General features: G+C 64.6%; 19 protein-coding genes and 1 other RNA gene. 7 read left to right on the forward strand and 13 right to left on the reverse strand.

The window, feature by feature from the left end:
- Window positions 1-53 precede the first annotated feature (53 nt).
- The 5 genes from VPH41_RS03680 to VPH41_RS03700 form a co-directional block, all read right to left on the reverse strand.
- Window positions 54-2,315, reverse strand: a complete 2,262-nt coding sequence (locus VPH41_RS03680) for a TonB-dependent siderophore receptor (protein WP_328569006.1) — start codon at window positions 2,313-2,315, stop codon at window positions 54-56.
- Window positions 2,316-2,626: 311 nt separating this feature from the next.
- On the reverse strand, window positions 2,627-5,017 hold the full coding sequence (locus VPH41_RS03685) for a TonB-dependent siderophore receptor (protein WP_328569007.1): 2,391 nt from the start codon (window positions 5,015-5,017) through the stop codon (window positions 2,627-2,629).
- An 83-nt stretch (window positions 5,018-5,100) separates the two neighbouring features.
- Window positions 5,101-7,524 (reverse strand): TonB-dependent siderophore receptor, encoded by a 2,424-nt coding sequence (locus VPH41_RS03690; protein WP_328569008.1) that lies wholly within the window; start codon window positions 7,522-7,524, stop codon window positions 5,101-5,103.
- An 87-nt stretch (window positions 7,525-7,611) separates the two neighbouring features.
- The gene (locus tag VPH41_RS03695) at window positions 7,612-8,736 is read right to left on the reverse strand and encodes a FecR family protein (protein WP_328569009.1); all 1,125 of its coding nucleotides are present in this window, start codon (window positions 8,734-8,736) and stop codon (window positions 7,612-7,614) included.
- Window positions 8,737-8,744: 8 nt separating this feature from the next.
- Entirely contained in the window at window positions 8,745-9,230 is a 486-nt protein-coding gene (locus tag VPH41_RS03700) for a sigma-70 family RNA polymerase sigma factor (RefSeq protein WP_287779785.1), read from the reverse strand.
- Window positions 9,231-9,413: 183 nt separating this feature from the next.
- On the opposite strand from VPH41_RS03700, the gene VPH41_RS03705 reads away from it, so the two are divergent.
- Complete coding sequence (locus tag VPH41_RS03705) at window positions 9,414-11,045, forward strand: alpha-D-glucose phosphate-specific phosphoglucomutase (RefSeq protein WP_328569011.1); 1,632 nt, start codon at window positions 9,414-9,416, stop codon at window positions 11,043-11,045.
- A gap of 45 nt (window positions 11,046-11,090) precedes the next feature.
- On the opposite strand, the gene VPH41_RS03710 is transcribed toward VPH41_RS03705, so the two are convergent.
- The 5 genes from VPH41_RS03710 to groES form a co-directional block, all read right to left on the reverse strand.
- Window positions 11,091-12,629, reverse strand: coding sequence for a POT-type proton-dependent oligopeptide transporter (locus VPH41_RS03710; protein WP_193317525.1), 1,539 nt, complete (start codon window positions 12,627-12,629; stop codon window positions 11,091-11,093).
- A 117-nt stretch (window positions 12,630-12,746) separates the two neighbouring features.
- A complete protein-coding gene (locus VPH41_RS03715; RefSeq protein ID WP_328569012.1) occupies window positions 12,747-13,316 on the reverse strand; it encodes a GNAT family N-acetyltransferase in 570 nt (189 codons plus the stop codon).
- Between the two features lie 94 nt (window positions 13,317-13,410).
- Window positions 13,411-13,923: a hypothetical protein gene (locus VPH41_RS03720; RefSeq protein ID WP_226941416.1), complete on the reverse strand. Its 513-nt coding sequence runs from the start codon at window positions 13,921-13,923 to the stop codon at window positions 13,411-13,413.
- Window positions 13,924-14,161: 238 nt separating this feature from the next.
- A complete protein-coding gene (groL, locus tag VPH41_RS03725; RefSeq protein ID WP_152283302.1) occupies window positions 14,162-15,811 on the reverse strand; it encodes a chaperonin GroEL in 1,650 nt (549 codons plus the stop codon).
- A gap of 50 nt (window positions 15,812-15,861) precedes the next feature.
- Entirely contained in the window at window positions 15,862-16,152 is a 291-nt protein-coding gene (gene groES, locus VPH41_RS03730) for a co-chaperone GroES (RefSeq protein ID WP_010400979.1), read from the reverse strand.
- Between the two features lie 534 nt (window positions 16,153-16,686).
- Between groES and VPH41_RS03735 the strand changes: the two genes are divergently transcribed.
- From VPH41_RS03735 to VPH41_RS03755, 5 genes are all read left to right on the forward strand, one after another.
- Complete coding sequence (locus tag VPH41_RS03735; protein WP_328569013.1) at window positions 16,687-17,433, forward strand: hypothetical protein; 747 nt, start codon at window positions 16,687-16,689, stop codon at window positions 17,431-17,433.
- A 156-nt stretch (window positions 17,434-17,589) separates the two neighbouring features.
- Window positions 17,590-17,853: a hypothetical protein gene (locus VPH41_RS03740; protein ID WP_035821615.1), complete on the forward strand. Its 264-nt coding sequence runs from the start codon at window positions 17,590-17,592 to the stop codon at window positions 17,851-17,853.
- Window positions 17,853-18,164, forward strand: a complete 312-nt coding sequence (locus VPH41_RS03745) for a cell division protein ZapA (protein WP_034747344.1) — start codon at window positions 17,853-17,855, stop codon at window positions 18,162-18,164. The genes VPH41_RS03740 and VPH41_RS03745 overlap by 1 nt, the downstream gene beginning before the upstream one ends.
- A gap of 189 nt (window positions 18,165-18,353) precedes the next feature.
- A non-coding RNA gene (ssrS, locus tag VPH41_RS03750) (6S RNA) lies at window positions 18,354-18,531 on the forward strand.
- 78 nt (window positions 18,532-18,609) lie between these two features.
- A complete protein-coding gene (locus tag VPH41_RS03755; RefSeq protein ID WP_328569014.1) occupies window positions 18,610-19,074 on the forward strand; it encodes an EVE domain-containing protein in 465 nt (154 codons plus the stop codon).
- A 1-nt stretch (window position 19,075) separates the two neighbouring features.
- Here the strand turns inward: VPH41_RS03755 and VPH41_RS03760 are convergent, their stop codons facing one another.
- From VPH41_RS03760 to VPH41_RS03770, 3 genes are all read right to left on the reverse strand, one after another.
- Window positions 19,076-20,563 (reverse strand): GGDEF domain-containing protein, encoded by a 1,488-nt coding sequence (locus VPH41_RS03760; RefSeq protein ID WP_328569015.1) that lies wholly within the window; start codon window positions 20,561-20,563, stop codon window positions 19,076-19,078.
- A gap of 194 nt (window positions 20,564-20,757) precedes the next feature.
- Entirely contained in the window at window positions 20,758-21,588 is an 831-nt protein-coding gene (lgt, locus tag VPH41_RS03765; protein WP_305052984.1) for a prolipoprotein diacylglyceryl transferase, read from the reverse strand.
- A 79-nt stretch (window positions 21,589-21,667) separates the two neighbouring features.
- The gene (locus VPH41_RS03770; RefSeq protein ID WP_328569016.1) at window positions 21,668-22,579 is read right to left on the reverse strand and encodes a LysR family transcriptional regulator; all 912 of its coding nucleotides are present in this window, start codon (window positions 22,577-22,579) and stop codon (window positions 21,668-21,670) included.
- Between the two features lie 178 nt (window positions 22,580-22,757).
- On the opposite strand from VPH41_RS03770, the gene ilvD reads away from it, so the two are divergent.
- Entirely contained in the window at window positions 22,758-24,629 is a 1,872-nt protein-coding gene (gene ilvD, locus VPH41_RS03775) for a dihydroxy-acid dehydratase (RefSeq protein ID WP_328569017.1), read from the forward strand.
- Window positions 24,630-24,719: the final 90 nt, after the last annotated feature.

Below are 24,719 nucleotides of genomic sequence, written 5' to 3' on the forward strand. Positions count from 1 at the left end.
TGCAAAACAGTCAAAACGGCCGCGTTCCCGAAGAAGGCGGCCGGCACGGTGCATCAGTACTGGTAACGCAGGTTCAGCGCCACGCTGCGCGGTTCGCCGTAATAGCCGCCGTTATAGAAACCCACGCGGCGGAAATACGTCTTGTCGAACAGGTTGTTGACATTCAGGCTGGCCGACAGTTTCGGGTTGATCTGGTAGCGCGCCATCAGGTTGGCCAGCGCATAGCTGCCCTGGCTGACCCGCGTCTTCGTCTTGTTCGGCAGGGTGGCCGTCGTGTAGATCTCGTTCTGCCAGTTCAAGCCGCCGCCGATGGTGAGGTCTTGCCACTGGCCCGGCAGGCGGTAGGTGGTCGAGACGCGCAGCATGTTGCTCGGCTGGATGGTGTTGGTCAGCACGCCCTTGCCCGTCTTCGAGGTGCTGTGGGTAAAGCCGGCGAACAGCTGCCAGCCCGTCAGCGGGCTGCCCGACACTTCCGCTTCGTAGCCGCGGCTTTTCGTGCCCTTGCCCGTCGAGACATACGGACGGCTGCCGTCGGGCAGCAAAAAGGTCAGCGGCACGGAGCTGTCTTCCTCGCCCAGGTTGTCCTGTTTGGCTTCATACACGGCAAACGAGGCATTGACGGCGCCGTCGAAGAATTCGCTTTTCACGCCGCCCTCGATGTTGCTGCCCGTGATCGGGTCGAGGAAGGCATTGTTCTTGTCCTTCAGGTTCTGCGGCTTGAACAGGTCCGTGTAGCTGGCGTACAGCGAGGTGCTCTTGCTCACGTCCAGCACCACGCCCGCATACGGCGTGACGACATCGTCCGTCTTGTAGGCCGAGCTGCGCTTGGCAAAGCGGCCCTGCGTGTCGTAGCGGTCGTTATACGTTTCCCACTTCGAGATGCGCGCGCCGGCCAGCACCTTCAGGTTGTCCGTGACGTTGATGCGCGTGGCGATGAAGGCGCCCGACTGCTTGGTGGTGGCGACGTCGCGCGCGCCCGTGCGCAGCATGGCCGGCTCGGGCACGTCGCCCGTCCAGTGGCGGAAGTCGGGAATGGTGGTGGCGAAGGGCAGCGGGTCCTCGAACTGCGTTTCATTCGTCGTGCCCGTGCGCTTCCAGCCGTTGGCGCCCAGCACCAGGTCGTGCCGGCGGCCGAACAGGGGGAAGGTGCCGTTGGCCGACAGGTCGAAGTTGTCCTGCTTTTCATCGTAGGGGAAGGCGCTGCTCCACACGCCCAGGCCGGAGCCGTCGCGGTTCGGGTAACCGCTGCCGCCGTAGAACAGCTTGCCGTTCGAGGAGCTGTCCAGGCGGCCATACGCGGCCTTGACCTTCCAGTCGTTGGCGAAGCGGTGTTCGAGGTAGACGTATTTGTTTTCGAACGCGCGCTCCCAGCTGCTCCACTTGGCCGCCATGTTGAACGAGCGCGGCATGTTCGCTGGCGTGCCGTCCGAGAAGAACAGGGGCGTGGTGCCCCAGCTCGTGCCTTTCGGCGTGTTTTTCTGGTAATCGATGCCGGCCGTCAGCAAGGTGTCCGGCGTCAGGTCCGCCTCGACGATGACGGCGCCCACCAGCTTGCGCTCCTTGTACAGGTCGAGGTGGGAATGGCGGTTCTGGCCCGCCACCACGACGCGCCCGCGGATGCTGCCATCGGCATTGAGCGGAGCGCCGATGTCGCCTTCGAGCCGGACCTTGCTCCAGGAACCGACGGTCAGGCCGGCCGAGGCGGCGAACTCCTTGCCCGGACGCTTGTGCAGCATGTTGATGGTGGCCGACGGGTCGCCATTGCCGCTGACCAGGCCCGTGGCGCCGCGCACGATTTCGATGCGGTCATAGATGGCCGTGTCGAACAGCGCATTGCTGCCTGAATTGACGGCCACGCCGTCGATCTGGTAATTGCCGATGGAAAAGCCGCGCGCCGAAAAGTTCGTGCGTTCGCTGTCGTTTTCCTGCACCGTCACGCCCGTCGACTGCACCAGCACCTCGGCCAGGCTGTTCAAGCCCATGTCGTCCATGCGCTGGCGCGTCACCACGGAGATCGATTGCGGCGTTTCGCGGATGGACAGGCCCATGCGCGTGGCCGTGGCCATCTCTTTCGTCGTGTAGGAACCCGTGTTTTCCGTCGATGCTTTGTCTTGCTGGCCCAGCACCTTGATCTCGCTCAAGGTGGCGACCTCGGGATTGGCCGGCGCGTCGGCGGCCAGGGCCGCGCCTGCGCCCAGCGCCGCCGTCAGCAGGGCCGAATGCACGGCGCAGGCCAGCGGGCGGATGCGCAATGGGGGGACGGCGGGGGACATCGTGGCGGCAACGGTGCCGGCCAGCGAACGTGTTCGTGCCATGAAGCATCCTTCTTCTCGTGTGCCTGCCGTCATGCGGCAGGCTTGTTATGGGTATGGAATGCTTGCTTGGCGGCGATGCCTGGCTGGCGCAGCGTGTCATCCAGCCGCGTGCCAGTCATGTGGGCCCGGCGGGACATCGTCGATGGGCGCAGGCGGAAGCGGCGTTGTGCGGGCCCTGGTCGAGGCCTAAATGTGAATGAGAACTATTCTTATTATAGTGCGGGGTTGCGAGACATGCAAGAGTGCGATGTTGTAAACGAGCACGGCCACCGCCTTTGCGGTGGCCGTGCATCGGCCCGGCTGGCGGGCGCTTACAGCTGGCCGCGCAGGGTCAGCATGGCGTTGCGCGGTTCGCCGTAGAAGTTGGAGCCATAGGCGGCCCACACGCGCGTGTAGTATTTCTTGTCGAACAGATTGTTCACCGTCAAGGACAACTCCAGCTTGGAACTGAGACGGTAGCCCGCCTGCAAGCCCACCGTGGTGACGGGACCCTGTTCGAACTTCACGGGACCGTTCAGGCGGTACATGCTGCTGACGCTGCGCAAGCCGCCGCCCACGCTGACCTTGTCGAGCGCGCCGGCCAGCCGGTAAGTGGTCCACACGTTGACGTTGTGGCGCGGCGCGATGAAGGTGTACAGCTGGGCTTTCTGGTCGTCGCTGCCTTCCAGGGTGCGCGTGCTGGTGTAGGAATAGCCGCTCGTGACGTTCCAGCCCGGCAGGGGGCTGCCGCTCAGTTCGGCTTCCACGCCCTGGCTGCGCATCTTGCCCGCGCCGATCGAAAACAGGGGGTTGGCCGGGTCGGGCATCACGCGGTTTTCGTCTTCCATGCGGAACAGGGCCGCATGCGCATTGACGTTCTTGTCGAACAGCTCCGCCTTCAGGCCCAGCTCGAATTGCTGGCCCGTGCGCGGCTTCAGCGTCTGGCCAGCCGCATCCGTGGTGGACTGGGGCGAGAAGATGCGCGTGTAGCTGCCGTAGGCCGACAATTGCTTGTCGAGTTCGTAGACCAGGCCCGCATACGGCGTGAACTTGGCCTCGATGGTGTTGCTGACGTCGGTGAACTGGTTGAAGTACGCGTTGCGGTTGACGGTATGGTTGTCCCAGTGCGTCAGGCGTCCGCCCAGGTTGACGGCCAGCCGGTCCGTTGCCTGCAGGCGGGTGCGCGCGTACAGGCCGAACTGCTTGGTGCGGTTGTCATTGCCATTGGAAAAGGTATAGCTGGGCTGCGCGATATTGTTATCGGGATGGAAGATGTTGATCGGCGCATTGTCGCCGCCGCCATACTGGAAATGCTTGTGCACCTGGCGGTAGTCGGCGCCCACGATCAGGTCGTGGCTGCGGCCGAAGGCCTGGAACGGCGTGGCCAGCCAGGCATCGAGTCCCTGCGTCTTCCAGTGGCTGCGGTAGTTCCAGCTGACGAGGCAGCTGTCGCCCGTGACGGGATCGGCCGAGCAGTCGGACCAGCCGAATGTGCGCGACGGCTCGTCCTGTTCGCGGTACAGGGCCGTCACCTTGAACTGGCCGCCGTTGTCCAGCTTGTGATCGAGTTCGGCGAAATATTCCGTGACCTGTTCCGTGATGTGGTTCCAGGCCGGGTCCAGGTAGGTGGAGCGGGGCACGTCGAGCAGGCGCCCGTCTTCGTACGCGGGCAGGCCGAAGGCGGGACGGCCCCTGTATTGCTGCCAGGTGACGCCGCCCGTCAGCACGGTGCCGGGCGCCACGTCGACGGCGACGGTGCCATACAGCAGCGGTTTTTCCGCATACACATGGTCGACGAACGAGCGCCGGTGTTCGTAGGCGGCCACCAGGCGGCCGCGCACCTTGCCGTCCGCGCTCAGGGGACCCGTGACGTCCGCTTCTGCGTAGTAGCGGTCCCAGGAACCCGCGCTGAGCACGCCGCTGGCGGCAAAGGTGTCGCGCGCGCGCTTGCGCACGAGGTTGATGGTGCCGCCCGGGTCGCCCGCACCCTGGAACAGCCCGGCGGGGCCGCGCAGCACTTCCACCCGGTCATAGATGGCCAGGCCGAAGCCGGCCGACAGGTCGTTGCCCGTGCTGGCCGGCGTCATCACGCCATCGACCTGCACCGCATCGAGCGCATAGCCGCGCGAATAAAAATTGCCGTGGTTGCCGCCCGTGCTGCTGGCCTCGACGGTGATGCCCGTCACGCCGCGCATGGCGTCGTCCAGGCTCAGCAGATTCTGGTCGTTCAGCTGCTGGCGCGTCAGCACGGAGACGGACTGGGGAATCTCGCGCAGGCTTTGCTGGCCCTTGCCGATGCTCACCGCCTGCGCCGTGTACGACTTCGTCAGTTCGGTATCGGTCGCCGCGTCCTGGCGGGCGCTGACGGTGATTGCCGCCAGGGTCGCCACCTTGCCCGTGGCGGCGGGCGCGGGGCGGATGATGACGCTGCTGCCATCGATGCTGGCCGCCAGGCCGCTGCCGGCCAGCAGGCGCTCGAGGCTGTCGGCCACGCTGAATTTGCCGTTGACGGCGGGCGCCGTCTTGCCTGCCACGAGCTCGGGCGCGAACAGCAGTTGCAGATTGGCTTGCCGCGCCAGTTCATTGAGGGCCGTTCCCAGCGGCTGGGCGGCGATGGCCAGTGCGACGGTGGGGGCCGTTTGCGCCTGGGCCAGGGAAGGCGTGCCGAGGGCCAGCATGGCGGCCAGGGCGATGGGGGTAGCTTGGAGATGGAAAGGTCGCATCGGATATCGGTATCGAGAGAGGGAGGAAATACAGCACGGTGGCGCGGGCGCCACGATGCTGCGGGAATGGGACCATGGCGCAGCTACAGCGTCGGCGTGTAGCGCAGGGTCAGGATGATGTTGCGCGGTTCGCCGAAGTAGTTGCCGCGGCGCAGTTCGCCCGTGGCGGCCCAGTAGGTCTTGTCCGTCAGGTTGGCGATGCTGAGGTTGGCGCTCCAGTTGCGGTTGACAATATAGGAGGCGCGCGCATCCCATACGGTGCGACCGCCGTTGCGGAAGCTGACGTCGGGATTGTCGTCCGCCTGGTACAGATAGCCGCTTTGCGCCGACACGCCGCCGCCGATGGTCCAGTGGTTCCACGCGCCGGGCAGGCGGTAGCTGGTCGACACGCGCAGCATGTGCTTGGGCGTGACGGTGGGCGGCGTTTCGCCCGCTTCGCCGCGCGCGATGTTGTAGGTGTAGCCGGACGACAGCTGCCAGCCCGGCAGTACCTCGCCGCTGGCGTCCGCGTCGATGCCCGTGCTGCGCAGCGGGCGGCCATTGCGGTAGCAGCTGCCGGTCACGTCCCACTTCAGGCAGTCGTCGTTGCTGGCCTCGTCGTAGATGGCCGTGTCACGCTTGTTGATGCGGAAGGCGGCCAGCGCCACGTTCAGGCGGCCGTCGTACAGCTCGCCCTTCACGCCTGCCTCGTAGGTGTCGCCCACCACGGGCTTCAGCGGCTGGCCGCCCAGGGTGTAGTACAGGCTTTGCGGCTGGAAGATGCTGGTGTAGCTGCCGTAGACGGACCAGCGCCGGCCCAGGTCCTGCACCAGGCCCGCATACGGCGTGAATTCGCGGCTCTCCTTGTAGCGGCTGACGGGGTCCGTGGCCAGCCGGCCCGTGGTCTGCTTGTCGAACCAGCTCAGGCGTCCGCCCAGCAGCAGGTGCAGCTGCGGATGAAGTTCCCAGCGCGTGCTGGCGTAGGCGCCGTAGTGCTGTTCGTTCAGGTGCGGCAGCGAGTCCCAGGCCGGGTGCGCGGGGCGGGCGAGCAGGGCGTTGTTCGGATGGAAGACGTCGAAGGGCAGGCCGGGCGAGGTCGAGGCCGCGTAGTCGTCCGTGATGGCGCGCGAGGCGTTCATGCCCAGCAGTACTTCATGCCTGCCGCCCCAGGCGCCGAAACTGCCGCCTACGTTGGCGTCCAGGCCCGTGGTGACGATATCCTGCTTGCGGTAGTTGACCGTGTACAGGCGCGCGCCCTGCTGCGTGGCTGAATTGATGCTGCCGCGCACGATGGCCGCCTGCTGGTCGAAGTGGCCATAGGTGCGGTTGACGGCGGCCTTGGCCTTCCAGTCGCCCCTGAAGCGGTGTTCGAGGTCGGCAAACAGTTCGCTGATGGTGGCGTCGTGGCGGTTCCAGTCCTGCGCCAGCGAAGTCGAGCGGCGGACCGGCAAGGTGGCGCCATTGCTGTAGCGGGGCAGGCCGAACAGCCAGTAGCCGTCCGTGACCGTGTGCTGGCGGCGCGCGCCCGTGCGCACGGTGGTGGCGGCGTCGACGTCCGCTTCGACGATGCCGTAGAACAGGGGCATGCGGCTGTGCGCCGCGTCATAGAAATAAGCGCGGTCTTCATAGGCCAGCAGCGCGCGGCCGCGCACGCTGCCGGCTGCATTCAGCGGACTGCCCGCATCGAGTTCCACGCGGCGCTGGTTCCAGCTGCCCACGGTGGCCGTCGCTTCCGCATGCGCTTCGGTGCGGGGGCGCTTGCGCACCAGGTTGGCCACGCCGCCCGGCGTGCCCGCGCCGACGATCAGGCCGGCCGAGCCGCGCAGGATTTCCACGCGGTCGTACACGGCCATGTCGGGGATCAGCCAGCCCGTGGCATTGTCGGAAATGCCGGGCATGCCATCGATCAGGTAGGACAGGGCATTGCCGCGCGACAGGAATTCGTGCGAGCCGAAGCTGCGGTTCATGCGCGTCAGGCCCGTGCTTTGTTCCAGTACCTGGTCCAGGGTGAACAGGTTCTTGTCATCCATCTGCTGGCGCGTGACGACGGAGACCGATTGCGGCGTTTCGCGCAGCGCGCGCTCCGTGCCCGCCAGGGTCACGGTCCGCGTCGCGTAGGCGCCCGTGCCGTCGCTGGCGGCCGAGCGTTCGCCATTGGCGCTGACCGTGATTTCCGACAGGGTCGCCGTTTCTCCCGAGACCTTGGGCGCGGCCTTGATGATGACGGCATTGCCGTCGATGGACGCGAGCAGGCAGCTGCCGGCCAGCAAGCGCTCGAGGCCTTCGCGCACGCTGACGGTGGCGCTGATGGCGGGCGCCGTCTTGCCGGCCACGAGGTCGGGCGAAAACAGCAGTTGCACGCCGGCCTGGCGCGCCAGCTCGTTCAGGGCCTGGCCCAGCGGCTGGGCGGCGATGGACAGTTTGACGGCGGGCAAGGCCTGCGCCTGCGCCGCGTTGACGGTGCCCAGCGCCAGCATGGCGGCCAGGGCCAGGGGGACGGGTGTCGGATTGAAGCGGGGGGACCACATGCTGCATTTCTCCAGGTTAATTTATTGCCGATTAACTTGGTAGACGCGGCAGCGGGGAAAATCCTCACCTGCGAATGCGAATTATTTTCATTTATTTTTTGGGAGCTGCATGGCCGGCGCCTGCGCGGCGGCTTTCGGCGCCATGCTGATGGTGCTGGTCGCGCCGCTGCGCACTATCTGCACGGGCAACAGCTGGGGCAGGGCGGCGGCGAAGCGGTCCAGCTGGGTCAGGCTGAAACTGCCGCCGATGCGCAGCCGCGCCACGGCGGGATCGCGCACGACCAGGCCCGTGTCGCCGTAGCGCTCGAATTCGGCCAGCGCCGCGCCCAGCGGCACATTGTCGAAGGTGACCCTGCCGGTGCGCCAGGGCGCCACGCTGTCCGGCGCCAGGCTGGCGACCGCAGACAGGCGGCCGCCGGCGTCGGCAGTGATTCCCTGGCCGGCCGTCAGCGCGACCTGCTCCTGCCGCGCGCCCGCCACGCGCACATGGCCGTGCTGCACGGCCACGCGCACATGGCCGTGCTGCACGGCCACGCGCAGCTGGCCGTCGTGCGCCAGGGTGTTGCGTACGGAAAACTGCGTGCCCACCACCGTCACCGTCACGGGACCGCTGAGCACGTTAAACGGCTGGCCCTGCTTCGATTGCACCTGGAACAGCGCCTCGCCATGCGCCAGGCGCACTTCGCGGCGCTGGCGGTACAGCGTGACGTGCAGCTGCGTGGCCGTGTCGAGCTGCAGCGTGCTGCCGTCGGGCAGCGCGACGGCCAGGCGCTGGCCGCGCGCGCTGGCATACGACTGGCTGAACACGGGTTGCTGCCACCAATGGTAGCCGCCCGCGCCCACGCCGAACAGCAGCATGGCGGCCGCCGCATATGGCAGCAGGGAGCGCAGAAACGGGCGGCGGGGCGCTTGTGCTGGCGCTGGCGCCGCCTGCGGCACGGCCCAGCGCGCAGCGATGTGCGCAGGAATCCGGCGCGCCACGCCGTGCGCATGCTGCAGTTGCGCATACGCGTGGGCGTGCAGCGGGTCGGCCGCCAGCCAGGCGGCCAAGCCAGCCTGTTCCTGCGCATCGAGATGCTGGCGGCGGCTGAACCAGGTGGCGGCCGCCAGCGCCACGCCGTCCTGTGTGGCGGCAAAGTCGGCGTACTCGCGCAAGTCTGTCTGCTCCTGGGCGGAGGGGCCGAAAGCGTGGCGGGACGGGAGAGCGGTCATGGGCGCCATTATGTGGCTTTCCGCAGGGAATGCAACTGCGCCTGGCAACTGAGCATGCCGCGCGCGATATGCTTTTCCACCATGCTCACGGAAATGCCCATGCGCGCGGCGATCTGTGCGTGCGGCAATTCCTCGAACACGTGCAGCACGAAGGCGTCGCGGCAGCGGGGCGGCAGGGCATCGATGGCGGCCACGCAGGCTTGCCAGTCCTGGCGCTGTTCCAGCGCCTGTTCCGGCTGCAGATGCCATGGCGCGGCCGGATGCGCCGTATCGGGCAGGGCGTCGAGTTCCTCGTGCTGGCGCACGGCGGCACGGCGGTGGCTGTCGACCAGCAGGTTGCGCGCCGTGTGGTACAGCAGCGCGCGCGGTTCGCGCACGGCCTGTTCGCCCAGCACGCGCACATAGCTTTCCTGCACCAGGTCGGCAGCAGCCTCGCGGTTGCGCAAGCTGCGCCAGCAAAAGTTCAACAGTTCTTGGTAATAGCGTGCAACCACGGCGTCCGATGTTCTTGTGATCCTGCAGCCTGGGAGCGCCACATATGAGAATGATTCTCATTATATTGCAAGAGTTGGCCCGGTGGGATGCCTTGCTAAGCGGTTTGGCGCACCGTGGCAGGCGTACAACGCTTTGTCCGGCGGCCCGCATCGATTAGCATTGGAAGTTAATGGGGAGATAACATGGCTATTCAAATCATCAATACGGCGCCGATTGCCGGCCAGCGGCCCGGCACCTCGGGCTTGCGCAAGAAGGTGGCGGTCTTCAGCGCGCCCCAATACCTGGAAAACTTCGTCCAGAGCGTGTTCGATACCGTGGGCGACTGCCGCGGCCAGACCCTGGTGCTGGGCGGCGACGGCCGCTTCTACAACCGCGCGGCCATCCAGACGGTGCTGCGCATGGCGGCCGCGCACGGCTATGCGCGCGTGCTGCTGGGGCAGGGCGGCATCCTGTCGACGCCGGCCGTCAGCTGCGTGATCCGCAAGCATGGCGCCAGCGGCGGCATCATCCTGTCGGCCAGCCATAATCCGGGCGGCCCCGATGGCGATTTCGGCATCAAGTACAACATCGCCAATGGCGGACCGGCGCCCGAAAAGGTCACGGAAGCCATGTTTGCGCGCACGCAGGCCATCACTGAATACCGCATCAGCGACGCCGCCGACATCGACCTCGACCAGCTGGGCACCGTGCGCATCGAGCAGATGGAGGTCGAAGTGATCGACCCGGTTCTCGATTACGCGGAACTGATGCAGCAGCTGTTCGATTTCGACGCCATCCGCGCCCTGTTCGCGGGCGGCCTGCGCATCTGCTTTGACGGCATGCACGCCGTCTCGGGACCGTATGCGACGGCCATCCTGGAAGGCATGCTGGGCGCGCCCAAGGGCAGCGTCATCAACGGCGTGCCCCTGGAAGACTTCGGCGGCGGCCATCCCGACCCGAATCCCGTCAACGCGCAGGAACTGATCGCCATCATGGCGGCGGACGATGGGCCGGACTTCGGCGCCGCCTCGGACGGCGACGGCGACCGCAACATGATCGTGGGCCGCCGCTTCGACGTCACGCCCTCGGACAGCCTGGCCATCCTGGCCGCCAACGCCGCCGTGGCGCCCGGCTACCGCGGGGGATTGGCGGGCATCGCCCGTTCCATGCCCACGTCGGGCGCGGCCGACCGGGTCGCTGGCGCGCTGGGCATTCCCTGCTTCGAGACGCCGACGGGCTGGAAATTCTTCGGCACCCTGCTCGACGCGGGCATGGCGACCTTGTGCGGCGAGGAAAGCTACGGCACGGGTTCGCATCACGTGCGCGAAAAAGATGGCGTGTGGGCCGTGCTGTTCTGGCTCAACCTGCTGGCAGCGAAAGGACAGTCCGTGGAAGCCATCGTGCGCGCCCACTGGGCCGCCCATGGCCGCAACTATTATTCGCGCCACGACTACGAAGACATCGACAGCGCCGGCGCGCAGCAGCTGATGGAGGCCGTGCGGGGCCGGCTGGCCGCCTTGCCGGGCCAGGTATTCGATGGCTACACGGTGGCGCTGGCCGACGATTTCAGCTACACGGACCCCGTCGACGGTTCCGTGGCCACGCAGCAGGGCATCCGCATCGTCATGACGGATGGCGCGCGCATCGTGCTGCGCCTGTCCGGCACGGGCACGGAAGGCGCCACCCTGCGCCTGTACCTGGAGCGCTACGCAGCCGATCCCGCGCAGCACGCCATACCCACGCAGGAAGCGCTGGCGGGCTTGATCGGCGTGGCGGAAACGGTGGCGCAGATCCGCGCGCGCACGGGGCGCGACGCGCCCACGGTGACGACGTAAAAAAGGGCGCCCGAAGGCGCCCTTTTGCGTCAGCTCACACCGGCATCACGCTTTTGCCGGGATGGCTGCCTGGCGGTAGTTGTCGACCATCTTGTAGCGCTTCGCATACAGGCCGAAGGCCAGCATGGCGACGGCGGCAAACGCGGCGAAGAAGAACATCTGGAAGGCCGTCACGCTGATGCCGCTCTCGGCGATCTTGCCGATCACGCCTTCGTTCATGACGCTGCGGTTGACGATCAGCACCCACAGGTTGCCCACCGTGGTCGACAGGTTCCAGAAGCTCATGATGGCGCCCTTCATGGACACGGGCGCCTGGCTGTACGCAAACTCCAGGCCCGTGGCCGAGACCAGCACTTCGCCGAACGTCAGCAGCGCATACGGCAGGATCTGCCACATGATGGAGACGGCATTGCCGCTGTCGAGGGCCAGCTGCAGCAGACCGATGACGATCCAGGCCAGCGAGGAAAAGCCGATACCGGCCGTCATGCGGCGCAGGGCCGTCGCTTCCAGGCCGAAGCGGTTCAGCATCGGGTACAGCACCAGGTTGTTGAACGGGATCAGGAGCATTACCAGCATCGGGTTCAGCGCCTGCATCTGCGCCGGCAGGAACCAGCTTGGTTTTTCCATGGTGTTCGCTTGCACGATCCACGTCGAGGCCTTCTGGTCGAACAGCGAGAAGAACGGCGTGACGAGGGCGAAGATGACGAGGATGCGCAGCACGGCGCGCACGCCTTCGACGGCTTCGTCCGGGTGGATGCCGCGCGCGCGTTCCAGCTGCATGGCCGTGCCGATGCTGCCGAAGGCCAGCAGCAATACCAGCGCCGTACACGCGGAAATCACGAAGCCCCATTCGGGAATGCTGTAGAACGCATACAGGGCGCCGATCACGCCCACATACGCCACGTACAGGCCGGGACGCGAACCGCCGTCGACGCGGGCCAGCAGGGCCGTGCGGGCCACGCGGGTGAACGAATCGGGATTGGGCGGCGCCGGCGGCACGTGCACGTATTTCTTGGCGCCCATCCAGAAGACGACGGTGGCGGCCAGCATCATCAGGCCCGGGATGCCGAAGGCGATCGACGGACCGTAGTCGCGCAGGAATATCGGCATCAGCAGCGAAGCGAAGAAGGAGCCGAAGTTGATGATCCAGTAAAACATGTCGAAGACCAGCTTGGCCTTGTGCTTGTTGGTCTGGTCGAACTGGTCGCCGACGAACGAAGCGACGAGCGGCTTGATGCCGCCGGAGCCGAAGGCGATCAGGAACAGGCCGAAATAGAAGCCGTTGACACTGTTTTCAAAGATGGCCAGGCAGGCATGGCCGGCGCAGTACACGAGGCTGAGCCAGAAAATGGTGTTGTATTTGCCAAAGAAGCGGTCGGCCAGCCAGCCGCCCAGCAGCGGGAAGAAATACACGCCGATGACGAAGGTGTGGAACACATGCTTGGCTTCGCCCGTGCGCTGGTCGATCGGGATCATCAGCAACAGGGTGCTGATGAGGAATGGCGTCAGGATGTTGCGCATGCCATAAAAGCTGAAGCGTTCGCAGCCTTCGTTGGCAATGATGTACGGTATTTGCCGGGGCATTTTGCCCGTGGCGGTTTGTGTCTCGGCCGATGACATTGGCTCTCCCCAAGTTTTTTTTGTAAGCCGCGATGCTAAGGCCTGCCGCGTTTGCTTGCAACAGAAAAAACGGCCTGTCCGCTATTTCGCAGGGATTTGTAAGGTATTGATTTTCATAAAGACATTACTTTCGGCACTTGCGCTTGCATTGGCACGCGCCGGGCGGGGCAGCATCCGCTGCATTTGCAGCATGCCATCCGTGGCGGGACTGTCCTCCAGGGTAAAACCGCAGCTCAGGTACAGGGTCAATGCGGCCAGGTTGTCCTGCGCCACGGCCAGGCGCACGCGGCCCAGCTCGGGGATGGTGCAGGCATGCGCGATGGCCGCCTGCACCAGCTGCCGTCCCGCGCCGCGTCCGCGCCCCTGCGGCGCCACGTACACGCCCCACAGGCTGGCTTTGTCATGCACGACGGCGATCGGTTCGCGGCGCAGGCCGGCCATGGCGATCAATTGTTCCCCGTCGAAAACGCCAAATATTATTTGGTGCGCAGTGGCGCGCAAGCGCTGGGCTATCTGTGCCAGCGGCAAGCCGCTTTCCGCTGCGTGCGTGGTGCAGAAGGTGGCGGGCAGTTCGGCGATGCCGGCCAGGCGCAGCGCGCGGTAGGCGCGGGCGTCGTCAGGCGTGAGGGGGCGGACGGTGGTGGCGGGCATGTGGGCGAGTATCGGGCTTCGATGCCATAAAGTAAAGCTTGCGCTGCAAGGTAAGCGTCCCTGGCCATCGCGCCCGCAGATGGCGCAGGGGGCTTTACTGGGTGGCGACGCGCTGCATGGGCGCATTGTCCTTGCGCCATTGTTCCAGGCTGATCAGCTCAGCGCTGACGATGTCGTCGACGAGGATGCGCTTGCCGTCTGGCGAGACGACAAAGCTTTCCCAGCGGTGGGCGGCGTCCGGCGTGTTTTCGAAAAAGCTCAGCTGATAGTAGGCGGCGCCATCGACGAGGCGCGTCTCGGGCGACGTTTCCATCACGGCGCCATGGGCGCGGCCGCCCGACGCCTTTTCGATATGCGCGGACCACGCCTTGATTTCCGGCAAGGCCATCAGCGCATCGATGGCGCGCGCGTTCTGTTCCGGCGCCGCCGTCTGGCTGCTCGCGGCCGGCGCTTTGTCTGCCTGCGGCGCCGATTGCTGGTGCAGGTAGAAAGCGCCGAGCCCGGCGGCCAGCAAGCCGGCCAGGATGCCGGCGATGACGGTGGTTTTGGAAGAGGAAGCGCGTGGCGGCATGATGGTGGCGTGAGAAAGAGGGACGATGGCGGCCATGCTAAAGCAAAACGCCCAGGCCGGCAATCGGCAGGCTTGCCACACGGGCTTACCACATGGGCTTACCATACGGGCCAGCCTGGAAGGCTTGCTGAATCAACAGGCGAAAAAAAAGCTACCTTCCGTAGAAGATAGCTTTCGGGGCCGCCGGGCAGGTGCACGCAGCTTTTGGTCTGCCTGTCCTGTCCCGGCGTATGCGTCCCTGCGCGCCGTCGCCTGCGCGCGGGGACGCCGGACATTACATCATGCCGTCCATGCCGCCCATGCCGCCCATACCACCCATGCCGCCGCCCATGCCGCCGGCTGCCTTGTCGTCAGCGATTTCGCAGACCATGCAGTCGGTCGTCAGCATCAGCGAAGCGATCGAAGCGGCGTTTTGCAGCGCCGAACGGGTCACTTTGGCTGGGTCCAGGACGCCCATTTCAACCATGTCGCCATACGTGCCGTTGGCAGCGTTGTAGCCGTAGTTGCCCGAGCCAGCCAGTACGGCTGCCACGACGACCGAAGCTTCTTCGCCAGCGTTTTGCACGATCATGCGCAGTGGCTCTTCCATTGCGCGCAGGACGATCTTGATACCAGCGTCTTGATCAGGATTGTCGCCCTTGACCGTGATGTTGGCGCGTGCGCGCAGCAGGGCTACGCCGCCGCCTGGCACGATGCCTTCTTCCACGGCAGCGCGGGTTGCGTGCAGTGCATCTTCAACGCGGGCTTTCTTCTCTTTCATTTCGACTTCGGTGGCTGCGCCAACCTTGATCACGGCAACGCCGCCAGCCAGTTTGGCTACGCGCTCTTGCAGTTTTTCACGGTCGTAGTCCGAGGTCGCTTCTTCGATCTGTACACGCACTTGTTTCACGCGTGCTTCGATCGAGGCAGCTTCGCCGGCGCCATCGATAACGATGGTGTTTTCCTTGCCCACTTCGATGCGTTTCGCTTGGCCCAGTTCGGCCAGGGTCACTTTTTCCAGGGTCAGGCCGACTTCTTCAGCGATCACTTGGCCGCCGGTCAGGACAGCGATGTCTTCCAGCATGGCCTTGCGGCGGTCGCCGAAGCCAGGGGCTTTCACTGCGCAAGTTTTCAGGATGCCGCGGATGTTGTTCACAACCAGGGTGGCCAGCGCTTCGCCTTCGATGTCTTCTGCGATGATCAGCAGTGGACGGCCAGCTTTGGCGACTTGTTCCAGTACCGGCAGCAGGTCACGGATGTTCGAGATTTTCTTGTCGCACAGCAGGACGAATGGGCTGTCCAGTACGGCAACTTGTTTCTCTGGGTTGTTGATGAAGTATGGCGACAGGTAGCCGCGGTCGAACTGCATGCCTTCAACGATGTCCAGCTCGTCGTTCAGCGACTTGCCGTCTTCTACGGTGATGACGCCTTCCTTGCCGACTTTTTCCATCGCTTCAGCGATACGCTCGCCGATCGATGCATCCGAGTTGGCCGAGATCGAACCGACTTGGGCGATTTCCTTGGTCGTGGTGCAAGGACGGGCGATTTTCGCCAGTTCTTCGACGGTGGCGGCAACGGCTTTGTCGATACCGCGCTTCAGGTCCATCGGGTTCATGCCGGCGGCAACGAACTTCATGCCTTCGCGCACGATGGCTTGTGCCAGCACGGTGGCGGTGGTGGTGCCGTCGCCGGCGTTGTCGCTGGTGCGGGAAGCAACTTCCTTGACCATTTGCGCGCCCATGTTCATGAGCTTGTCTTTGAGTTCAACTTCTTTCGCTACCGACACACCATCCTTGGTGACGGTAGGGGCGCCGAACGAGCGCTCCAGGACCACGTTGCGGCCTTTCGGGCCCAGCGTTACTTTGACTGCGTTGGCGAGGATGTTGACGCCTTCGACCATCTTGGCGCGCGCTGCGTCGCCGAATACTACTTCTTTAGCTGCCATGTTCAATTCTCCTGAGTTTCGGGATGTATCTGTCTACAACGTGGAAACAATTACTTGACGACGATCGCCATGATGTCTTCTTCGCGCATGACCAGCAGCTCATCGCCGTCAACTTTGACGGTTTGGCCGGCGTACTTGCCGAACAGGACGCGGTCGCCCACTTTGACATCCAGAGGACGGACTTTGCCGTCGTCGAGAATCTTGCCATTGCCTACGGCAAGGACTTCGCCTTGATCCGGTTTTTCAGCAGCTGCATCAGGAATGATGAGGCCGGACGCAGTCTTGGTTTCCTGGTCGAGGCGTTTGACGATGACGCGATCGTTCAATGGGCGCAGATTCATACAAAACTCCTTAAAGTTCAATGGATAAGTGTTGCTAAATGAACACATGCCTGGCACAGCGCCAGACGTGCTTTCACTGACCGCCGTTGAAAGCAGCCCGCAACGGTCAAGCAAACCCCCGGTCATCCTGTCCTTGCCCGTATCCGGCAGTGGTGCATCGCGGCGTCGCCCGCCGCGTAGCGTTCCCTGCAGTTGCCTGGCAAGCACCATCAGTCCTGAGGATTGCTACGAAAGAGTTTGTTAGCACTCTCTACTAACGAGTGCTAATTATAGGGACGGTAGGGGGCTTATTCAAGGGCTTATTCTCCGGGGAGATATGCATAGACGTTCTGCGCAGCCTGCATTTACGCAGGGTTTGCGCTGGCGCAAGCCAACTCCCCGGGCGTCAGCAACAGGCGCGACTCTAGCATGTCGTCCGGCAGGGGGGCGTTCCTGTACGCACGGGAAACAGAGTTTCACTATGGGATTTGATAAGATGATTGTAATTGCATATCAATATCGCCACACATCCCCACTTGCACGAGAAAGCACACCATGCCATTCCCCCTTTTCCATCCCGCGCTGCGCCTGCTGGGCGCCACTGCCATCGGCCTTGCCTGCCTGGGCAATGCCGCCGCACAGACGCCCACCATCGCCGACGAGATCACCGTGGCGGCCCTGACGCCGCTGGAAAAAGAAATGCTGCTCAATGACTTGTTCAACGATTTGAACAAGGACGACGACGACCAGCAAGCCCATGTCTGGGACAACGGCGGCGACCGCGGCGTGCTGGTGACGGTCACGTATAACTTCAGCAACTCCGGCATGACGGAGCACAGCTTGAAGGCGCATGTCTGCCGCGACCTGAAATTCGTCGTCACGGCGGGCGGCAAGTCGCAGGACCTGAGCCGCCGCACCTGTTCGCAGAACAGCGGCCGCTGGGATGTGCAGGGCAAGGATCCGGCGCCCGTCGTGTCTCCGCCTTTCCTGTCCGACGTCACCATCGCCAAGCTCAATGCGAAGGAAAAACAGGCCTTGCTGACGGCTGCCGTGCGCACCTTGAAGGATGAGGAGGATGGCAAGACGCGCCAGTGGAGCAACAAGGGCCTGGGCAATGCCGTGCCGCTGGCAGTGCGCCTGACGCCTTCGGGGACGGACGCCAAACCCGGCAGCTACCGCCAGACTTGCCGCGACTTGACGATGGTGCTTGACGGCAAGGGCGGACAACAGACGCTGACGCGCCGCTCGTGCGAAAACCGCTATGGCGGACTCGATATCGAACCCGATTACGTCGACGAGTAAAACGCCGCCGTCGCGGCGCTGGCGGATGCGCGCAGATGGCGAAAAGCGCCGGAAAAAGCGTGTATTGTCCGCCAACTGCCCTGCATTGATGTAAATATGTGTGACAGCGGCGTGATTCGATTGACGCCCATGGAGCGTCCGCCCTATAGTGGCGGGATGATTTCCGAATTCAACGAATTATCCGACAAAATAGGCCTGCTGGCCGAAATGACCCATGCGCTGCGCCGTGAAAACGCGCAACTGCGCAAGGACAATGCCGCGCTGGCCGCCGACAACGCCCTGTATGTGCAACGCATGCGCGAGGCGCAGGAGCGGGTGGAAGCGTTGCTGGAGAAAATTCCCGAACTGGTGCAAGCTGGCCTGGAGCAAGCCGCTTCGGAAGCGGGCGCCTATATTGCCGAGAACGAGAAGGAAGCGTAATGCCGCGTGTCGATGTCAATATCATGGGCCAGTCCTACAGCATGGTGTGCCGCGACGGCGAAGAGCGCGCGCTGCGCGAAGCGGCGATCTATCTCGATAGCAAAATGAAAGCCATCCGCGACGCGGGCAAGGTCAAGGGCAATGACCGCATCGCCGTGCTGGCCGCCCTGGGCGTGGCCGCGGAATTCCTGTCCGTGAAGTCGCCGCAAGGTCCGCTGTCGGAATTGACGATACTGGAAGTGAAGCAGAAAATCTCGGCCATGCACACGGTCCTGGACAGCGCGCTGACGCCCCAGGAAAATCTTTTTTAAACACCGGACCAAACCTGCTGCGCGTCGCGACTTGCGGCCTGCGATGCTCTCTGTGCATTCGCACAGTTGCGCTTCTCGACCACGATTCACTTCCGCTCGCTACGGTTTTGTTCGGTGTTATTAATTGGATTTTAAGCGGATACGGTACGATTTGTCTTTGCGATGCGCGATCAAAGGAGTAAACTTGCGTCTACCCTGCGGTGTTCGCGATTGCCATATATTCCTTGAACCATTTATGCGCATCGGTTGCGAATTTTGTTTGATGGGAGTGAGCGTCGCTCGTTCGACGAACCCGAAATTGAACTAACGTGACCACCTTGAACCGTTTGGTTCGGGATGCCGGCATAGCGGCACAGGCGGGGCCCAATTTGCAGTACAAAGAAAACGGTTGCAGCATCATGCTCAACCGTTTTTTTACGCCTGTTGCTTTTGATAGGGAGTGAACATGAAACAATACTGGCTGATGAAGTCCGAACCCGATGAAGTGAGCATCGACGACCTGATGGCCGCGCCCGCGCACACCATGCCCTGGTTCGGCGTGCGCAACTACCAGGCGCGCAACTTCATGCGCGACGGCATGCGCGTGGGCGACGGCGTGCTGTTCTACCATTCCAGCTGCCCGCAGCCGGGCGTGGCGGGCGTGGCCGAAGTGGCCAGTGCGGCCTATCCCGATCACAGCCAGTTTGAAGCGGGCGGTAAATATTTCGATGCCAAGGCTACGCCGGAACAGCCGCGCTGGATCAGCGTCGATGTGCGGGGCGTGAAGAAGACGGCGCTGCTGCCCCTGTCCGAGATGCGCCAGATGCCGGAGCTGGAAGACATGCTGCTGCTGAAGAAGGGCAGCCGCCTGTCCATCACGCCCGTGACGCCGGCGCAATGGAAGGTCATTACCGGCAAGCTGAAGGCCTAGTTCAGGCCGAATCCTCGATCCGGTTGCGGCCGTTCTGCTTGGCCCGGTACAGGGCCTGGTCGGCGGCCGCCAGCAGCTGTGCCGGCGTTTGAGCACCGTCGCTCAGGGCCAGGCCGATGCTGGCCGTCACCAGGCCGCCGCGCGACGGCGCGTGGGCGATGGCGGCAGCGGCGATCGCTTCCTGCATCTTGTGCGCCACGGCCAGCGCGCCCGCGCGGTCGGTGGCGGGCAGGATGGCGGCAAATTCCTCGCCGCCGAAGCGCCCCACCAGGTCGCTGGCACGGGGCAGCGCCGAATTCAGGGCCGCCGCGATCTGCACCAGGCAGGCGTCGCCATACGGGTGGCCGAAGGTGTCGTTGAGGCTTTTGAAGAAATCGATATCGATGATCAGCAGCGCCAGCGCTTGCTGGTTGCGCGCGGCGCGCTGCCACTCGGCCTGCAAGGCCTGGTCCAGGCAGCGCCGGTTGGCGATGCCCGTCAAGCCATCCGTCAGCGACAGCTTTTCCAGCTTGTCGTGCGCCGCCCGCAAGGCCAGTTCGCTTTGCATGTAGCGGCTTTGCAGGGTGGCCGAACGCAGCGCGTGGACGGCCAGCGCGACAAACAGGGCGCTGGCCGCCAGGTAGAAATGCTCGCGCAGCACGACGAATCCCAGACCCAGCAGGGCCGCCGTGAAGAAGATGGGACTGAAGTTGTCAATCAGCAAGGTCAACGGCCGCGGCGGCCGCGCCTCTTCCTCGCCCGGCTGCACGTGCATGGCCAGCACCGCCAGCAGCAGGAAAGGCAGGCTGGGCAGTATCTCGCTGGGGCCGGTTTCGGCCAGCGCATGCAGGGTCAGGTAGTTATAGGCGCCCGCGCAGGCCGCGTAGCACCACAGGAACACGCTGAGCAGCAGGTAGAAACGCCCTTGTGCCCCATCGCGGCGGTGCGCCAGCAGGCGCAGCGAGGCGCAGCAGGCCAGCACCAGGTTTTCCACGTTGTACGTCGTCACCAGCAGGCTGGCGGGTATCGGCGCGATCGAGCGCTGGTCGAAGGGCGAGACGGAAAAGATGGCTGTATAGGTCAGGTAGGCGGCCAGCAACACTTGCACGGCGTCCAGCCATTGCAGGGTGCGCGAAGGGTGGCGGTCGCTGACCGAGGAAATGGCCAGCAGCAAGGGCGCGCCATACATGAAGTAGGCAAAATCGGAGAAATACGTCGTGTCGGAAGCCACATGGCCGCTCAGGTCTTGCCAGGCGGACAGCGCCATGCCCCCGCTCCAGAACAGCATGGCGGCCGCAAACAGGCCCCAGCCCGTGCGCACGACGCCGGGCGCGCTCAGGCAGGCGTTGCGGCAGCAGGCGGCCAGCGCCAGCAGCGGCGCCGTCACGCCGAACAGATAGCTGACGGCGGGACCGTGCTTCCCGGCCCAGGCCGTCAAGGCCAGCTGCGCCAGCACATAGCCGCCCGCCAGCGCCAGCCAGAATGTCGTGGTCTTCCTCGCAAATTGCATGGATGGGACTCCCCGGCTCGAATTGCCAACACAGCATGAATGCATGCCCTGCTCTTGCTGCAGGGTAAAGCGATCATCGCGCTATCGCAAGCGAAGATTCATTCCGCAAGGAAATTATGCTGCTTTGAGGGAAAGGTTGCCAGGGGAGCGAGGATGGCGCGCCTGTCTGGAGCGCCATCGGGGGGAGCGGCGGTTTACGTGTTTGCCGGGCGGGTCTTGGTGGGCGGCGTGCCCATCACCTGGCTTTTATATGCCCACACGAGCAGCGCGATGGCGCCGACGATCATGGGCAAGGACAGCATCTGGCCCGACGTGATCGGTACGCCCAGCCACACGACTTCCCAGTCCGGCGTGCGGAAGTATTCCGTGAAGAAGCGCGCGCAGCCGTACAGCAGGGTGAACATGGCGCCCACGGCCATGCGCGGACGCTGCTTGCGCGCATACAGCCACAGGATGATGAACACGAGGATGCCGTCGACCAGCATCTGGTAGATGGGCGACGGGTGCACGGGATACGGAATGCCCGGCCATTGCATGGCCCAAGGCAGGGTGTCCGGCGCGATGCGGCCCGGCAGTTCGGCGTTGATGAAGTTGCCCAGGCGGCCGGCCGCGTAGCCGAGCGGCACCAGCGGGGCGATGAAGTCGAGCACGTCGAACAGGTTGCGGCCCGCCTTGCGGCTCCACAGGTACATGGCCAGGATGACGCCGAGGAAGCCGCCATGGAAGGACATGCCGCCATGCCACACCATGAAGATCTCGAGCGGATTGTGCATGAAGTATTCGGGGCGGTAGAACAGCACCTCGCCCAGGCGCCCGCCGATCACCACGCCCAGCATGCCGTAGAACAGCATGTCGTCGAGGTCTTCCTTCTTCCAGCCCAGCACGGCGATGTGCGGCTGCTTGATGCGCACGCGGCCCAGGATGATGAACAGGGCAAAGGCCAGCACATACATCAGGCCGTACCAGTGCACGGCGAGCGGGCCGATCTGGATGGCAATCGGATCGGGCATCGGGTGTATCAGCATGGGGTTTCTTTCTTTGTTTAAAGCTAAGGTTGCGTAGTATGGCGGCGCTGGCGGTTTTTTGCCTTAGCGGCCACTTAATTTAAGGGGCAGTACCGCCGATCTGCTTGCGCAGCAGCGCCAGAAAGCCCTGCAGCACGGCGGACGGATTGTCGCGGCGCCAGGCCAGGCCCGTTTCCACCAGCGGCGTAGCGTCCTGCAGCGGCCTGTATTCTACGCCCGGGCGCATCAGATTCGATACCGATTGTGGCACAAGCGCGATGCCCATGCCAGCCGAGACGAGGCTGACGATGGTTTGCATCTGGATCGCTTCCTGGCCGATCTGCGGCGTGATGCCGGCCGCGCGGAACACGCCGAGGATGGCGTCGTGCAGGGCGGGCGAGATCGCGCGCGGGAAGATGATCAGGGGCAGCGCCGGCAGGTCGCGCAGGCGCACGGGCCCTGGCGCCGTCAGCATGTCCAGGCCGGACGGCGCCGCCAGCACCAGCGGTTCGGCCAGCACGGGCAGGTAGTCGAGCGCCTCCTTCGATTTTTCGGGCAGGGGCGGGATCAGCAGGCCCGCATCCGTGCGCCCGGCCAGCAGTTCGTCCAGCTGCAGGTCGGACGTGGCTTCCTGCAGCGCGATCTGCACCTGCGGATAGGCCGTGCGGTAGGCGCGCAGCAAGGGCGGCAGCACGCTGTAGTCGGCCGAGGACACGAAGGCCAGGCTCAGACGGCCCGCTTCGCCCTGCGCGGCCCGCTGCACCAGCGCGGGCAAATCGTGCGCCTGCGCCAGCATCCGGCGCGCCTCGGGCAGCAGGGCGCTGCCGGCCGGCGTCAGCTGCACTTCGCGGCGCGTGCGCACGAACAGGGGCGCGCCCAGCAAGTCTTCCAGGGCCATGATGGTTTGCGACAGCGGCGGCTGCGTCATGTGCAGGCGCGCGGCGGCGCGGCCGAAGTGCAATTCCTCGGCGACGGTGACGAAATAGCGCAGCTGGCGCAGCTCAAGATTCATATGCGTTTCCATGTGGAATAAGTCCTGTGATACATAAAACGACTCACAGACACGTGCATCATATATTTGACAGTGGGGCGCGCGCAAGGCAATCTGGCGTACCCCCACTGCACGCAGGGTTTTGCCCAGGGCTCCCCGCCGCAGTCAGGCATCATTCATTTCTTGGAAGGTCCCCATCATGCCGCAATACCGCTCCCGCACCACCACCCACGGCCGCAACATGGCTGGCGCCCGCGCCCTGTGGCGCGCCACCGGCATGAAGGATGGCGACTTCGACAAGCCGATCATCGCCGTCGTCAACTCGTTCACGCAATTCGTGCCCGGCCACGTGCACCTGAAGGACCTGGGGCAGATGGTGGCGCGCGAAATCGAAGCGGCCGGCGGCGTGGCCAAGGAATTCAACACCATCGCCGTCGATGACGGCATCGCCATGGGCCACGGCGGCATGCTGTATTCGCTGCCTTCGCGCGACCTGATCGCCGACTCCGTCGAATACATGGTCAACGCCCACTGCGCCGACGCCATGGTGTGCATCTCGAACTGCGACAAGATCACGCCGGGCATGCTGATGGCCGCCATGCGCATCAATATCCCCGTCGTGTTCATTTCCGGCGGGCCGATGGAAGCGGGCAAGGTCGTCAAGGTCGTCAACGGCGCGCAGAAGATCATCAAGCTGGACCTGGTCGACGCCATGATCAAGGCGGGCGACAGCACGGTGTCCGATGCCGACGTGGCCGAGATCGAGCGTTCGGCCTGTCCGACCTGCGGTTCCTGTTCCGGCATGTTCACGGCCAATTCGATGAACTGCCTGACCGAGGCGCTGGGCCTGGCCCTGCCCGGCAACGGCACCATCCTGGCCACGCACTCGGACCGCCAGCAGCTGTTCCTGCGCGCCGGCCGTTTGATCGTCGACCTGGCCAAGCGCCACTACGAGCAGGACGACTATTCGGTGCTGCCACGCTCGATCGCCACCAAGGCCGCGTTTGAAAACGCGATGGCGCTCGACGTCTCCATGGGCGGCTCGACCAACACCGTGCTGCACTTGCTGGCCGCCGCGCACGAGGCGGAAGTGGCATTCACGATGGCCGACATCGACCGCATTTCGCGCAAGGTCCCATGCCTGTGCAAGGTGGCGCCGATGACGGACAAATACCATATCGAGGACGTGCACCGCGCGGGCGGCATCGTGGGCATCCTGGGCGAACTGGCGCGCGCCGGCCTGCTCAACACGACCCTGCCGACCATCCACGCACCCACCCTGGCCGACGCCATCGCGCAAAACGACATCATGTGCACGGACAATCCGGCCGTGCATGAACTGTTCCGCGCCGCGCCGGGCGGCGTGCCCACGCAGACGGCGTTCTCGCAGTCCGAGCGCTTCGCTGCCGTCGACACGGACCGCAGCACGGGCTGCATCCGCGACAAGGCCCACGCGTACTCGCAGGATGGCGGCCTGGCCGTCTTGTACGGCAACCTGGCGGAAAAGGGCTGCATCGTCAAGACGGCGGGCGTCGATGAAAGCATTTTGAAATTCTCGGGCAAGGCACGCGTGTTTGAAAGCCAGGATTCCGCCGTTGAAGCGATTTTGGCTGATACCGTGCATGAAGGCGACGTCGTCATCATCCGCTACGAAGGCCCGAAAGGCGGCCCCGGCATGCAGGAAATGCTGTACCCGACGTCGTACATCAAATCGAAGGGCCTGGGCAAGGCGTGCGCGCTGTTCACGGACGGGCGCTTCTCGGGCGGTTCCTCGGGCCTGGTGATCGGCCACGCATCGCCGGAAGCGGCCGAAGGGGGCGCCATCGGCCTGGTGGAAGAGGGCGATTTCATCGACATCGACATCCCCGAGCGCACCATCAACCTGCGCGTGACCGACGCCGAACTGGCTGCGCGCCGCGCCGCCATGGAAGCGAAGGGCGATGCAGCGTGGCTGCCCGTCAACCGCGACCGCTACGTATCGCAGGCGCTGCAGGCGTATGCGGCGCTGACGACGTCGGCCGACCGGGGCGCCGTGCGCGATCTCTCCCAGCTGAAGAAGCAGAAACGCTGATTTGTTGCATAAGTGCGACGGCCGGCCCCGTTTGACTGGACGGGGCCGGCCGTCGTTACATCACCTTACAAACAACATGGTCATGGCCGC

The sequence above is a fragment of the Janthinobacterium sp. P210006 genome, assembly GCF_036231885.1.
GTDB classification, from domain to species: Bacteria; Pseudomonadota; Gammaproteobacteria; order Burkholderiales; family Burkholderiaceae_D; genus Janthinobacterium; species Janthinobacterium violaceinigrum.